Origin of the sequence: Microcystis sp. LE19-84.1B (genome assembly GCF_027531875.1) — a bacterium.
Lineage (GTDB): Bacteria > Cyanobacteriota > Cyanobacteriia > Cyanobacteriales > Microcystaceae > Microcystis > Microcystis panniformis.
In genome coordinates this window covers 1-13,752 of sequence record NZ_JAPZSR010000174.1, presented here as the reverse complement: position 1 = coordinate 13,752, position 13,752 = coordinate 1, and the positions used below count along the sequence as shown (strand labels likewise).

Below are 13,752 nucleotides of genomic sequence, written 5' to 3'. Positions count from 1 at the left end.
TAAATCCTTATCTGGCAAGAGACTTAATTGATTAGTTCGCTCTAGAGCAAAAACAATTGACAAAAATCGCTAAATGCCTTTCTATATAAGGGTTCCATCCCTTATAACCTCCGTCCATTGCATAACACAAACCGAAGAGCCAAAAAGTCTTTGTATGATTAACTCCCAATCCAACTTGAAAAACCCACTCCCCACTCCCTAAGTCATAAAAAAAAGGTGGGCCAGCACCCACCTTTTTTCAACCTTAGATATTAGCGATAATTAGGCCTCATCGAGGGCGGCAATACCGGGTAAAACCTTGCCTTCGAGTAATTCCAAACTAGCACCACCACCGGTGGAAATATGGCTCATTTTTTCTGCCACTCCCACTTTTTCCACCGCCGCTACCGAGTCACCACCACCGATAATAGTAGTTGTACCCGTAGCGGTTAAATCGGCTAAAGTGTGAGCGATCGCATCTGTACCCGCCGCAAATTTATCGAACTCGAACACCCCCATCGGGCCATTCCAGAGGACAGATTTACAGTTAGATAAAGCTTTTTGGAAAACTTTAACTGATTCAGGTCCAATATCCAATCCCATCCAACCATCGGGAATATTTTCGACGTTGACGATTTGGGAATTGGCATCTTTATCAAATTTATCCGCTAACACCACATCGGTAGGAAGGAGGAATTCCACCCCTTTTTCTTTAGCTTTTGCCTCTAGGGATTTAGCTAACTCTAGTTTGTCTTCTTCCACCAAAGACTTACCAACACTTAAACCGCGGGCCTTGTAGAAAGTAAAGATCATACCGCCACCGATGAGCAGTTTATCGCACTTTTCCAATAAAGTTTCAATCACGCCAATTTTACTAGAAACCTTAGAACCGCCGATAATCGCCGCTAGGGGACGTTGGGGAGTTTCAATAGCTGCTTGTAGGTAGTTTAACTCTTTTTCAATCAAATAACCCGCCACCGAGGGGCTGAGATAGTGGGTAACGCCTTCCGTGGAAGCGTGGGCGCGGTGGGCGGTACCAAAAGCATCATTAACGTATAAATCGGCGTTAGCGGCTAATTTTTTGGCAAAATCGGGATCATTTGCCTCCTCTTCACCGTGGAAACGCAGATTTTCTAAAAGGGCCACTTGACCGTTAGACATTTGACTAATCGCTGCCGTCACTCCCTCACCAATAGAATCGGGACACATGATTACTTCCTGGCCCAATAATTCCGAGAGACGTTTAGCCACAGGAGTCAGACGCAAATTTTCTTTAACTTGACCGTCGGGGCGACCCATGTGGCTGCATAAAATAACCTTAGCCCCTTTTTTGATTAAATCCTCAATAGTTGGTAGTGCCGCCCGAATACGGGTATCATCGCTGATTGCTCCGGTGGCTTTGTCCATGGGAACGTTAAAATCGACCCGGACTAAGACCCGTTTACCCGCTAAATCAGCCTCTGTTAAATTCGCTACTGTTTTTTTTGGCACAGCCCATAACCTCCTAGATTGCTTACCGTACAATAAAGATTAAATCAGGGTATCGCTACTTGCGGCAATTACTTTGACAAAGATTATTTCAGATTTGGGGATCAGTGTTGCAGTTCCAAGACCGATTTGCCCAGAAAAATTTGATTGGAGAGACTTGCTAATTATGTTTGAGACGATTTTATTTCCCATCGACCACAGCCGCGAAAGTCGTGACGCTACCAGTAGTGTGATCGAATTAGTCAAAATCTTTGACAGTCGTTTGGTGCTGTTGTCGGTGGTGGAAACGACACCCACCGGAGAAATTGCCGCCGACGATAAGATGAATTCGATCGAAGCGGTGGATAGATTGTTACAATCGGCGCAAGCGATTTTCGCTCAGGCTAGCATCAAGGCAGAAATGATTGAACGGGAGGGAATACCCTCTTTTGTCATCTGCGATGTGGCCGATGAAGTTAATGCCGACCTGATCGTTATGGGTTGTCGCGGTTTAGGATTAACCAGCGAAGGTGTGTCCGAAAGCGTCACCACCAAAGTTATTAACCTTGCCCCCTGTCCAGTGTTGATTATCCCTTAATCAGTGAGCAGTTATCAGTGAGCAGTTATCAGATGTGAGTTTTCAGTCCACTGATTACTGTTTACTGCTCACTGAAACAAAGCTCCCCATCTCCCCACCTCCCCACCTCCCCACTCCCATCTCCCCACCTCCCCACTCCCATCTCCCCCGTCTCCTGAGAGAAATGTAACGAATTGTGAGAGTTTCAGCCGTCAACCCTTGAAAACTCGATCGATGGGGTTGCTTGAAGTAATTCTTAGGCCTAAAGTGTAATCTTAAAGTTTTATGATCAATTTTCCTGTTGATCGGAAAAAGGAGAACTCAAACACAATGGCTGAAACTGGATACAAACAGGTGGTGACACCCTACAATGATGATCCGTTCATTGGTCATCTAGCTACCCCCATTTCCGCTTCTGGTTTTACCAAAGCTTTTATTGGTAACTTACCTGCCTATCGTCCCGGTCTAGCTCCGATTCTGCGCGGTCTAGAAGTGGGTATGGCCCACGGTTATTTCCTCGGTGGTCCCTGGGTTGTCCTGGGTCCCCTGAGAGACTCGGAATATGCTAATCTCGGCGGCTTAATCCCCGCTTTAGCCATGGTTCTTTTGGCTACGGGTTGTTTAGCTAGTTATGGTCTTGTCTCCTTCCAAGGTAAGGCCGCTAGTGGTGATCCTCTGCAATCCTCCGAGGGTTGGAGTCAATTCGCCGCCGGTTTCTTTATTGGTGGTATGGGTGGCGCTTTTGTGGCCTATTTCCTCCTAGAAAATCTTGGTGTCGTTGATGGCATCATGCGCGGGGTTTTTAATCAATAATTAACCCTTGTTCTACCTGATTATCATTTCCTTATTTTTTTACTGGGAGCATTTGACATGACTGGTGCCTACGCAGCTTCTTATCTGCCTTGGATTTTAATCCCGATCGTCTGTTGGTTAATGCCAGCTGTGGTTATGGGTTTGTTATTCATCTATATCGAAAGTGAATCCTAATTTAGCCTAGGATTCCTTTCCTACAATTCAGGACTTGAAAATTAGCTATTTTATAGTTAGTTTTTAAGTCCTATTTTCTGGGGAAAAAATAAAAAATTGACCAGATGAAAATGGGTAAAACCCCACACCCCACACCCTGTCCCCGGCTGCATCCCACATTTGCAGAAATACCGACAATCAGCAATTATCAGTGACTCTGAAATTGGTACAAAAATATGAACAATCGCGTGTAAGCATCCCACCGAAAAGCTAATGCGCTCCGGGGTTTGGGGGCGGCGCCACGCCCCCAACGGGGGGTTTGGGGGGTAGAACCCCCCAAAAGCTTGGATTGAGTGATAAAACTGAAAGTAACACACCCAATTTTAGGAGAAAGTTTCCCCTGAAAAATCCCAAATTAGTAGATTTACAAAATGAGATGCACCCCTACCCGCACCGAAAAACTTTTTGCCGCAAACCCCACTCATAAAGCGGTTAGATAGCGGATTTTTTCTAACAATAGGGAGGGTTGAATCGGTTTGAGGAGATAGTCGTCAATGCCATGACGACCGAGAAAATTAACGCTGATTTCAGGGGTATCATTCAAGATTAGCACTTTACTGGCTTGAGTTTGGCTAGATTTTTTTAAGAGATGACAGAGATGATATATATCGGGCATTTTCCGATCGACAATTATAATACTTGGCTGCACGATCTCAATTTTTTTGATAGCGGAGACACTATCGATTAACCAAATAACTTGATAATGTGCCACCATCAATAACTCACAAATAAGATTGGCAATTTCTTCGTCACTTTCAATCAAAACTACAGTGGGATGGTGCTGATTAAAATGGGGATTATTATCCGAGGGTTGGCGCTGGGATTTGGGGGGCTTTTGTTGAGGTAAACGGACGGTAAAAATGGAACCTTTATCTAAGCAAGATTCTACCTCGATCGTGCCGCGATGCAGTTCCACTAATTGTTTAGTTAAAGCCAATCCTAATCCCATACCACCATAACGACGTTTACGAGAGCCATCCAACTGGGTAAATTTTTCAAACAGAAGCGGTATTTTTTGAGCGGGAATGCCGATGCCCGTGTCCTCTACCTGAAAAATGACCTGACTGCCTTCTTTCCACAGTCTCAGCGTGATAGCACCCTGTTCGGGGGTAAATTTCAGGGCATTTTTTAACAAGTACAAAAGTATCTGCTGAACTCGATCGTAATCGGCGTAAAAATAATTATCTTTTTCGGTAATTTTCATCTCTAAAATTAGATTAATTTCTTTAATTTCTGCCTCTGTTTTGATAATTTCTAAAACATGATTACAGAGGTATTTTAGGGAAAATTGTTTAATATCTAAAACGGCTTTTCCTGCCGAAACTTGCGAGAAATTAAGCAAGTCATTAATTAATTCTAATAGTTTATTGCCGTTATCCTGAATAACTTTTAGATAGTGTTTTTGTTTGTCGGGAGGTAAAAAATTACTGGCTGCCGAGCATTTTTGCAGGGTACTGGATAAACCGATAATACAAGTTAGGGGAGTCAATAACTCATGACTCATATTATTTAAAAATTCACTTTTGCAGAGGTTAGCGGCTTCCGCGGTCATTAAAGTATCTTGTAATTCTTGGGTTCTTTCGATTACCCGGCGCTCAAAAATATCTTTTTGTTCCTGTACTTGGGAATATAATTGCGCTTGATAGATAGCGATGGCGAGATGTTCACCAATCTGACCTAAAAATTTCTTTTCCTGCGGCAACCATTGGCGTTTTTCTCCACATTGATGGGCAATTAATAAACCCCACAATTCTTCTTGTACCACAATCGGGGCGATTAATTTTGATCGCACTTGGTGTTGTCGCAAAAATTCCGACAAACAGAAGGAAGAAGAATAGTTAACATCCACATCATCCACGGCCAAAATTAATCCTTGACGATACTTTTCCTTGTATTGGGGAATATAGGAAAAACAATCGTCTTCGGGGGTTAAATTTAACACGGAATTTATCTGGTCAGAAATGCGCGACTCGGAAGTTATTTTCCCCTTTCCCTCACCGGTATCGGGGAAAAATTGATAAATTAACAATCGGTCCACTTGCAGAAACTCCCGCGCTTCCCTGACTACGGTTTCCAAAATCACCGGTAACTCCAGACTCTGACGAATTTGGGTGATGACTTGGTTTAATAATCTTTCCTGTTCGATTTGTTGGGATAGGGCAGCTTCTACCGGTTGACAAACGGAGAAGATGCGGGGACAACCCCCCTCAGCAGCCGGAGAAGAAATTATCGAGAGAATTTTGACTAAAATTTTATTTTGAAAACTGCTGACATTAGTGGATAGAGGCAGATTTAAAATTTGATAACTCTGCTCAATTTTCGGGTGGTGGAGAGACTTGACGGCCAGTCCTTGCAGAAAACTTTTAATCGTGTTCGCTTCAAAACTAATGCGGACTTCGTACTGAAAATTATGCCCTTGGGGACTCGCTAACAATAAAGCTTGTAGGTCAGTGGAAAGCAAGAGTTGATAGATTTCCCCCGTCTGTGGGGGAATATCTCTTTCACTTAGACTAATCCTCGGCCCTGTTACCTGTATTGCCAACTGTCCCCACCAAGAACGAATTTGTTCGAGGTGAGTAGATGACAACACTTGACAGCAAACATAAGCGGGAGAAGCGTTCATTTATCATTCATCAGTTATCAGTCATCAGTTATCAGTTATCAGTTATCAGTTATCAGTCATCAGTTATCAGTTATCAGAAGGCAGGAGGCAGGAGATAGGGTGTTGGGGTTTTAGGGTGTTGGGGTTTTAGGGTGTTGGGGTTTTAGGGTTTTAGGGTTTTAGGGTTTTAGGGTTTTAGGGTGTTGGGGTTTTAGGGTGTTGGGGTTTTAGTTGAAATTCCCCCACTTCCCCACTTCCCCACTTCCCCACTTCCCCACTTTCCCACTTCCCCAAACCCCAGTCATCAGTAAGGGGACTGGGGTTGGGGTTTTAGTGAAGATTTTTCTTAATTCCTATCCCCTAACACCTATTCCCTGTTCTTTAAATTGCCGCAGACAGATATAATCGTCTCTATCTACCTAAAAATAATCCCTCGATCGAGACCCCGATTCTCAAAACCTAATCATTATTTAACCTGACTCTCAAAACTTATGCATCGTATTGCTCCCCAAGCGGGTGGTTGGACAGCAGATACCGAAGGGGTGATTATTATTGACCAAAATCCGGCCCCGATTGTCCTCCTCACCATGGCTGATACCGATATTCAAACTCTAGCGGCAGCTATCGACCATCTACCGGATAATTTTCCCGCAATTCGCGCCCTCAATTTATCGCAGTTACAGCAGCAATACAGTATCGATAACTATGGGGACAAGGTACTATCCCAAGCAAGGGTGATTATTCTTCGCTTATTGGGGGGACGGGGGAGTTGGTCCTACGGGTTGGAAGTAGTTAAGGAAATTGTCGAGGAAACCGGTGCGACTTTATTTGTCCTACCCGGAGAGGATAAACCAGATTTAGAGTTGATGAGTCATTCCACTGCTTCCCTGACTACTGTTAACCAGTTATGGTGCTATTTCACGGAAGCAGGGATAGATAACTGGATTAATGCTGCTAAATTTATCGCGCATACCTGTCTCCATCTCGACTATCCTCCCTCTCCTCCTCAGGTTGTCCCGAGGTTGGGAATCTATTCCCAGATAACCCTATCCCAACCCCAAGCACGGACTTGGATACTTTTCTATCGTTCCCATTATCTCGCGGGTAATACCAAAGCTATCGATGCTTTAATCAGCGCTTTCACCCAAAGAAATATGGAAACTGTCCCCATCTTTCTCTCCTCTCTCCGGGAAATTGAAGTGCAAGAGGAACTATTAACCCTCTTTTCCCACCATCCCCCAGACCTAATTCTCGATACCACTAGCTTCTCTATCCAGCGACCGGAAGACAAACAAAATCATCACTTCTGGCAGTCCCTCAATAAACCCATCTTCCAAGTTATCCTCAGCAGCAGCAGTTTAGAAGCTTATCAACAGGGTTATCAAGGTCTTTCCCCCCGGGATGTGGCCATGAATATCGCTTTACCGGAAATGGATGGCAAAATTATCACCCGCGCTATTTCCTTTAAATCTGTCCTCACCCGACATCCGAAACTAGAAACGGAAATAGTTATCTATCAACCCCTCCCCCACCGGGTTGATTTTGTCGCTGATTTAACCGCAAACTATTGTCAACTCTCCTCCCTTCCCAACTCCCAGAAAAAAATTGCTCTCATTTTCCCCAACTATCCCAATAAGGATGGTCGTATCGCTAACGGAGTCGGTTTAGATACTCCCGCTAGTGGTCTGGAAATTCTTCGCGCATTACAAACCCAAGGTTATACCCTCACCGACCTCCCCGACCATAGCGATGAATTAATGCGATTGCTTATTTCCGGTATCACTAATGACCTGGAGACAAGGGAATTAAAACCTATCTATCAATCTCTCTCCCTAGAAGCATATCTAGATTATTTCTCCTCCCTTCCCCCCGATAATCAAAGCGCTCTGCTTGACCGTTGGGGACATCCAGACAAGGATTTTCCTATCCCCGGCATCCAGCTAGGTAATGTCTTTATCGGTATTCAACCTTCTCGCGGTTATGACCTTGACCCGACCCTTAATTATCATTCCCCCGACCTGGAACCTACCCACAGCTATCTCGCTTTTTACCATTGGTTACGACAGGAATTCCACGTCACTGCTGTGATTAATCTCGGTAAACACGGCAATTTAGAATGGCTACCCGGGAAGAGTCTCGCTCTTTCTCCCCATTGTTATCCCGAAATCGCTTTCTCGTCGCTGCCGAATTTTTATCCGTTTATTGTCAATGACCCCGGAGAAGGTTCCAACGCTAAAAGACGTTCCCAAGCTGTTATCATCGACCATCTCACCCCCCCGATGACGCGAGCGGAATTGTATGGGGATTGGGAAAAGTTAGAGTCTCTCATCGATGAATATTATCAGGCAGAATCTCTTGATCCTTCTCGTTTAGCTCTGATTCGCGAGCGGATTAACAATCTGGTGGCGAAAACTAATCTCGATCGAGAGCTAGGCACGATCTCGCGTAGCGAGCGCGTTGCGACCAGCACTTCCTTTGGTCAATTTCTCACCCTCGTGGATGGTTATCTCTGTGAACTCAAGGAAGCACAAATCCGCGACGGTTTACATATCTTCGGTCAATGTCCCCAGGGTCAGCAGTTAATTGATTTAATCCAATCGATTGCCCGTTCTCCCAGTCCCGACCGCCCCGGTTTAACCCGTTCGATCGCCCTTGACCTCCATCTCGACTGCGACCCCCTGACGGAATATAACGATACCACTACTTATCTGGAGGGTCTCGCTCAGGATTTAATTAGCCGGAAAATTGAACCTGTAGGCGAAAATACGGCAAAAGAATTGGTTTGGCTAGAAAATCAGTTAATTCCTGCTTTAAAACAAACCCCCGATGAACTTACCTATCTCTTAAAAGGTCTCGCTGGCCAATACGTCCCCAGTGGTGCTTCCGGCGCTCCTACCCGCGGCCGTCCCGATGTTCTCCCCACCGGCAGAAATTTCTATTCCGTCGATACCCGCGCAATCCCCACAGAAACCGCGTGGGAAGTGGGAAGAAAGGCCGCAGAGGCACTAATTGAACGTTATACCCAAGAAAATGGCGAATATCCCCGCACTTTGGCGATTTCTATCTGGGGAACTTCGACGATGAGAAATAGTGGCGAAGATGTGGCCGAAGCCATGGCTTTACTGGGAATTCGTCCCCTTTGGGATGGTTTTTTCCGTCGGGTGGTCGGGTTTGAAATCCTTACCCCGTCTATGTTAGGCCGTCCTCGCATTGATGTGACCGTTCGGGTATCGGGCTTTTTTAGGGACAGTTTCCCCAGCATACTACATCTTCTTAATTCTGGCATAAATGCGGTAGCTTGTCAAGAGGAAGAGGAAAAAATTAATCCTTTAGCGGCGAAAGTGAAGACAGAGAGGGAGTTTTGGCTAAGTCAGGGCTTAGGAGAAAAAGAGGCGAAACTGAGAGCTACTGCCAGAATCTTTGGCTGCAAACCGGGTGCTTATGGGGCCGGTTTACAGGGGTTAATCGAGTCACAAAACTGGCAAAATGATCAAGACTTAGCTAATGCTTATATTAACTGGAGTTGTTATGCCTATGATAGTCAAGGAACTGCCCATTCTTTACCAGAAGTATTGAGAAATAGACTGCAAGAATTAGAGATAGTGCTGCACAATCAGGACAATCGGGAACACGATATTTTCGACTCCGATGACTACTATCAATTTCAAGGCGGCTTAACTGCCAGTGTCCGGGCTTTAACCGGCAAAAATCCCGTCACCTATTTTGGTGATCATTCCCGTCCAGAAAATCCCCGCATCAGAACCCTAGAGGAAGAAATTCGCCGCGTTTACCGCTCGCGAGTGGTTAATCCCAAATGGATAGCGGGAGTGATGCGACACGGCTATAAAGGCGCTTTCGAGATGGCTGCAACCGTAGATTATATTTTTGCCTACTCTGCCACTACTCATCTAGTGGAGGATTTTATCTATCAGGGAGTAGCCGAAGCTTATTTATTTGACGAGCAGGTACAACAATTTATTCAGGAGAAAAACCCCTGGGCATTGCGAGATATGGCCGAAAGATTATTAGAGGCTCAACAACGGGGATTATGGACCCAGGTGAACCAGAAAACTTTAGATCAATTGAGGGCAATTGTCCATGAGGCCGAAGGAGCGATCGAATCGGGTCAGTAATTAGACCTCTGGCAAAAATCAAAAATCTTCCGTTAGAACGTAGGTTGGGTTGAAGCATGAAACCCAACGCCCGCTCCTGTTACGCTACCGCTAACCCATCCTACAAATAATTGTGTCTCCCTACTTAGAATCAGTCTATACTATATATTCTCCGGGGAGAAATTGCTTAGATTACTTTAGTAATGAGAAACGGGACTAAATAATGGCCGGAATTGAGGGATTGAGGATTAAAAATTATCGAGCGCTCAAGGATATAACCCTGGGCAAGTTATGGAACACTCAAAATCGAGATTCTCTGACACCGATGACGGCCGTTATCGGCAAAAATGGTGTGGGAAAAAGCACACTTTTTGATGCGTTCGGTTTTTTATCTGATTGTCTTAAAGGAGGAGTAGAAGAAGCTTGTGATGCGCGAGGTCGGGGCGGGTTTGAGCGTCTTCGTTCCCAGGGTCAGGAAGGAAGCATTGAATTTCAGATTTACTATAAAGAAGATTACAATTCCCGACCAATTACCTATGAGTTAGCTATTGATCTAGATACGGATAATAGACCTTATGTAAAAAAAGAAAGACTCAGACAGAGAAGAAAAGGTCAAAAGACCGGATGGCCTTTTTCATTTTTACTCCTCGATGAAGGGAAAGGAATCGTCTGGAAAGGAGAAGAAGAAGGGAAACAAGTAGAAGAAGGTCAAGACCATTTTGATTTACTTAAGTTAATAGAAGAAGCTGATGAGGAAAGCAAGGAAACCGAGTTAGTGGAACTGAATGATAAGCGCAAACTAGGAATTGCTACGTTAGGTTCTCTCAAACCGCATCCGAGAATTTCCCTATTTCGGAGATTTATTGAGGGATGGTATCTCAGCTATTTTACTCCCGATGCGGCCAGAAGTTTGCCCCTAGCTGGACCCCAGAAACATTTGAATATCCATGGAGATAATCTCGGTAATGTGGTGCAGTTTATGGAAAGAGAGCATTCCAAGAAATTTCAGAATATACTTAATAGTATTTCTCGTAAGATACCGGGTATAGAAAAAATTAGCACAGAAAAAAGTCCCGATAATCGACTACTATTAAAATTTAATGATCGGGGATTCCAAGACCCATTTTATGTACAACAAATGTCCGATGGTACTTTAAAAGTATTCGCCTATCTCTTACTGTTAGAAGACCCTTCTCCACCGCCATTTATCTGTATTGAAGAGCCAGAAAACGGCTTATACCATAAACTATTAGAAACCTTGGCTCAAGAATTTAGAAAACACGCCACAGGACAGAGAGGACGTTCTCAAATTTTTATCACCACTCATCAACCTTATTTTGTTGATGCTCTCCAGCCGGAAGAAGTTTGGATTCTGGAAAAAGGTGATGATGGGTTTTCTCGGATTAAACGGGCTAGTGACAATCCCTTAATCAAGAATCTCGTCTCAGAAGGATTGCCCCTTGGTAGTCTTTGGTATAGTGATTACTTAGATGAGAGATAAGGCCATGCACTTTGAAATTTTGGTTGAGGATTCGTCGGGAAAAAAAGCACTTGATATTCTAATTCCTAAGATTATTGACATGAATGCAGGTCATACATTTAGGGTTCATTCCTATAAAGGCAGTGGTCATATTCCCAGAGACTTACAGTCTGTTTCCGATCCTAGTAAACGGATTCTTCTTGAGCGACTACCTAAACTGATTCAAGGATATGATAAAACTTTTTCTAGTTACCCTGATAATTATGCTGCTGTACTGATTGTGGTTTGCGATCTGGATAATCGATGTTTTCGAGAATTTCGACAGGAATTAGGCAATTGTCTGGAAAAATCTGCGATCAAATCCCCAATTTACTTCTGTATTGCTATTGAAGAAGGAGAAGCTTGGTATTTAGGTGATATTAATGCCATAAAAATTGCTTATCCCCAGGCCAAAAGTGCTATCTTGGATTCCTATATTAATGATAGTATCTGTGGTACTTGGGAAAAACTGGCAGATGCTATATACAGAGGTGGAGCGAAACAATTATCTAAGTTAGGTGGAGCTTCTGTGGGTCAAGAGAAAACAGTCTGGGCAGAAAATATTTCTCCTCAGAGGAATGTGGATATTAATCGATCGCCCAGCTTTGGCTATTTTCGAGATAAACTACGTCATCTCAGTCAGGAAGAATCAAGATAAGGACTATTTTTTCAGGCTAAACTTTTAGGCATTTAAAATAATCGTCGAGAGCGGGGAATAGGGGATAGTGACCAGTAACCAGTGAGCCTAAATCTGGTTATTAAAGACTGATTAAGTAGGTGGGTGGAATTAAATATAAGATGAACGTAGGTTGGGTTGAAGTATGAAACCCAACCCCCGATTATGTTACACTACCGCTAACCCTAGATAAGGTAACTGGATGAACAGGGAATCCCTCGCCTGAGTGCGATGGGAGCGTCAATACTGATATTTAACTTTGGCTGGCTCAGAGAAACTATCAAAATTCTGCAAATCTAACTTTTATTTTGTTAAAGAATTTCTCGCAAAGTTGCCGACGGACACTCACCGAACATTTTCTTATAATCTTTGGCAAATTGACCCATCTGCCAGAATCCCCACTGTAGGGCGATCGCACTAACAGTAATTCCTTTACCCGCAGACGCTTTTAGTTGTCGTCGTACCCCGTTAAGACGTTGAATTTTGAGATAAGTCGCAGGTCCGGGGCCAAAACATTCCTGAAAACCGTAACGGAGGGCTGTCAATTGATATTCATTTTGTCTGATTTAGGATAGCGGAATTATTAAAAATTATTAAGTATTATTAAGAGTTATTCTCTTGTCAATAGGCATTATACCTCACCAATCTTAATTGTCGAGTTTTTTGGCTTTTATGGGTTAATAACGTCAGACTCTGACTTTTTTCCTTGATTTAGTGGTTTCTCGTTATCCGCAATATTTTTTAAAATTTATGGTCAATTCTTAATAAAAATCTATAAGTCTAAGTTTGCCATTTTTTGATAGCGATCGCTCTTGCTAAGCTTCTATAATAGTCTTCTAGAGGCTAATAGATAGAAAGTCGCTGTTTATTCAAGCAAGCAAATTTAGAAAGAAGATAGGAGATAAATACCCTTAAAATTGATGAGCAGGAGGAAATATTACCAGTTAAAGGTTCGCTGCTATGAAATTCCGTCAATTGATGCGGGCAACAGAAAATAAATACAATCGGCTGCTGGCAAATCTGCTCTCGCTCTACATTATTTACCCGTTTTTAGTATATCTACCCCTGGGAGATTGGCTGATTTTCTTTTTCTTCTCCCTCTCTCTGATCATCGCCGTCTATCAGATCGATCAAAGTAAATTGGCTTTAAGATTTAATATCGGTCTGTTTTTGATTGCCCTCCTCCTGCGAGCATTCAGCACGATTATCCCTATTTATAGCGATTTCAACCGTTGGTTCGATCTGTCTAGTACATTAATTTCTCTAGCTTTTGTTAGTTTATGCGTGTACTCGATTTCACGAGAATTAATTCTCGCCGAACAGGTAACATCCGATATCATCAAAGGGGGAATTTGTGTCTATTTTCTCTTGGGATTTTTCTGGGCGGCCGCTTATAATATTGTCCAGATTTTCGACTCCGATTCCTTTAGCTCCGCCGCTAAAACCGTCAACGAGGCGGATCTACTTCATTTCAGCTTTACTACCTTGGCCACGGTTGGTTACGGTGATATAGTTCCTGCCAGTAAAGTCGCTAGAGTTCTAGCCAATTTAGAAGGAATGACTGGAGTTCTCTATCCCGCCGTTTTTATCGCTCGTTTAGTCAGTTTACACAATGGTCGTTAACCAAAACAATTGATCGCCCTGGGGGAATATTAGTTGACATCCTCGCCGCCCTAAAAGTGCGGCGATTCCTAAACCTCACGATTTAAGTTTCTGCTTCCACCACCGTCGCATACCACAGTTAAAAAACCATGTACTGTCTTACACAGAGTCCACAGACTTTCGCCCCATTTC

11 protein-coding genes are annotated in these 13,752 nt (G+C 43.6%); 8 read left to right on the top strand and 3 right to left on the bottom strand.

Annotation, left to right across the window (positions count from 1 at the left end; translation table 11 throughout):
- Window positions 1-261: 261 nt before the first annotated feature.
- Window positions 262-1,470, bottom strand: coding sequence for a phosphoglycerate kinase (locus O9324_RS10380; protein ID WP_002772098.1), 1,209 nt, complete (start codon window positions 1,468-1,470; stop codon window positions 262-264).
- 163 nt (window positions 1,471-1,633) lie between these two features.
- On the opposite strand from O9324_RS10380, the gene O9324_RS10375 reads away from it, so the two are divergent.
- From O9324_RS10375 to O9324_RS10365, 3 genes are all read left to right on the top strand, one after another.
- The gene (locus O9324_RS10375) at window positions 1,634-2,044 is read left to right on the top strand and encodes a universal stress protein (RefSeq protein WP_002772100.1); all 411 of its coding nucleotides are present in this window, start codon (window positions 1,634-1,636) and stop codon (window positions 2,042-2,044) included.
- A gap of 309 nt (window positions 2,045-2,353) precedes the next feature.
- On the top strand, window positions 2,354-2,836 hold the full coding sequence (locus tag O9324_RS10370; protein WP_002737469.1) for a photosystem I reaction center protein subunit XI: 483 nt from the start codon (window positions 2,354-2,356) through the stop codon (window positions 2,834-2,836).
- Window positions 2,837-2,893: 57 nt separating this feature from the next.
- A complete protein-coding gene (locus O9324_RS10365) occupies window positions 2,894-3,010 on the top strand; it encodes a photosystem I reaction center subunit VIII (protein WP_002737043.1) in 117 nt (38 codons plus the stop codon).
- Between the two features lie 460 nt (window positions 3,011-3,470).
- Here the strand turns inward: O9324_RS10365 and O9324_RS10360 are convergent, their stop codons facing one another.
- Complete coding sequence (locus O9324_RS10360) at window positions 3,471-5,672, bottom strand: hybrid sensor histidine kinase/response regulator (RefSeq protein WP_288140139.1); 2,202 nt, start codon at window positions 5,670-5,672, stop codon at window positions 3,471-3,473.
- Between O9324_RS10360 and O9324_RS10355 the strand changes: the two genes are divergently transcribed.
- From O9324_RS10355 to O9324_RS10340, 4 genes are all read left to right on the top strand, one after another.
- Window positions 5,630-5,770, top strand: coding sequence for a hypothetical protein (locus O9324_RS10355; protein WP_288140140.1), 141 nt, complete (start codon window positions 5,630-5,632; stop codon window positions 5,768-5,770). The genes O9324_RS10360 and O9324_RS10355 overlap by 43 nt on opposite strands.
- 372 nt (window positions 5,771-6,142) lie before the next feature.
- Window positions 6,143-9,784, top strand: coding sequence for a cobaltochelatase subunit CobN (gene cobN, locus O9324_RS10350; protein WP_288140138.1), 3,642 nt, complete (start codon window positions 6,143-6,145; stop codon window positions 9,782-9,784).
- 202 nt (window positions 9,785-9,986) lie between these two features.
- Window positions 9,987-11,264, top strand: a complete 1,278-nt coding sequence (locus O9324_RS10345) for an AAA family ATPase (protein WP_287629930.1) — start codon at window positions 9,987-9,989, stop codon at window positions 11,262-11,264.
- Between the two features lie 4 nt (window positions 11,265-11,268).
- Entirely contained in the window at window positions 11,269-11,940 is a 672-nt protein-coding gene (locus tag O9324_RS10340; protein WP_288140137.1) for a hypothetical protein, read from the top strand.
- Window positions 11,941-12,269: 329 nt separating this feature from the next.
- On the opposite strand, the gene O9324_RS10335 is transcribed toward O9324_RS10340, so the two are convergent.
- The gene (locus O9324_RS10335) at window positions 12,270-12,503 is read right to left on the bottom strand and encodes a helix-turn-helix domain-containing protein (RefSeq protein WP_002772111.1); all 234 of its coding nucleotides are present in this window, start codon (window positions 12,501-12,503) and stop codon (window positions 12,270-12,272) included.
- Between the two features lie 415 nt (window positions 12,504-12,918).
- Here O9324_RS10335 and O9324_RS10330 point away from each other — a divergent pair, with 415 nt between their 5' ends.
- Window positions 12,919-13,581 (top strand): potassium channel family protein, encoded by a 663-nt coding sequence (locus O9324_RS10330; RefSeq protein ID WP_002772113.1) that lies wholly within the window; start codon window positions 12,919-12,921, stop codon window positions 13,579-13,581.
- The last annotated feature ends 171 nt before the right edge of the window (window positions 13,582-13,752 follow it).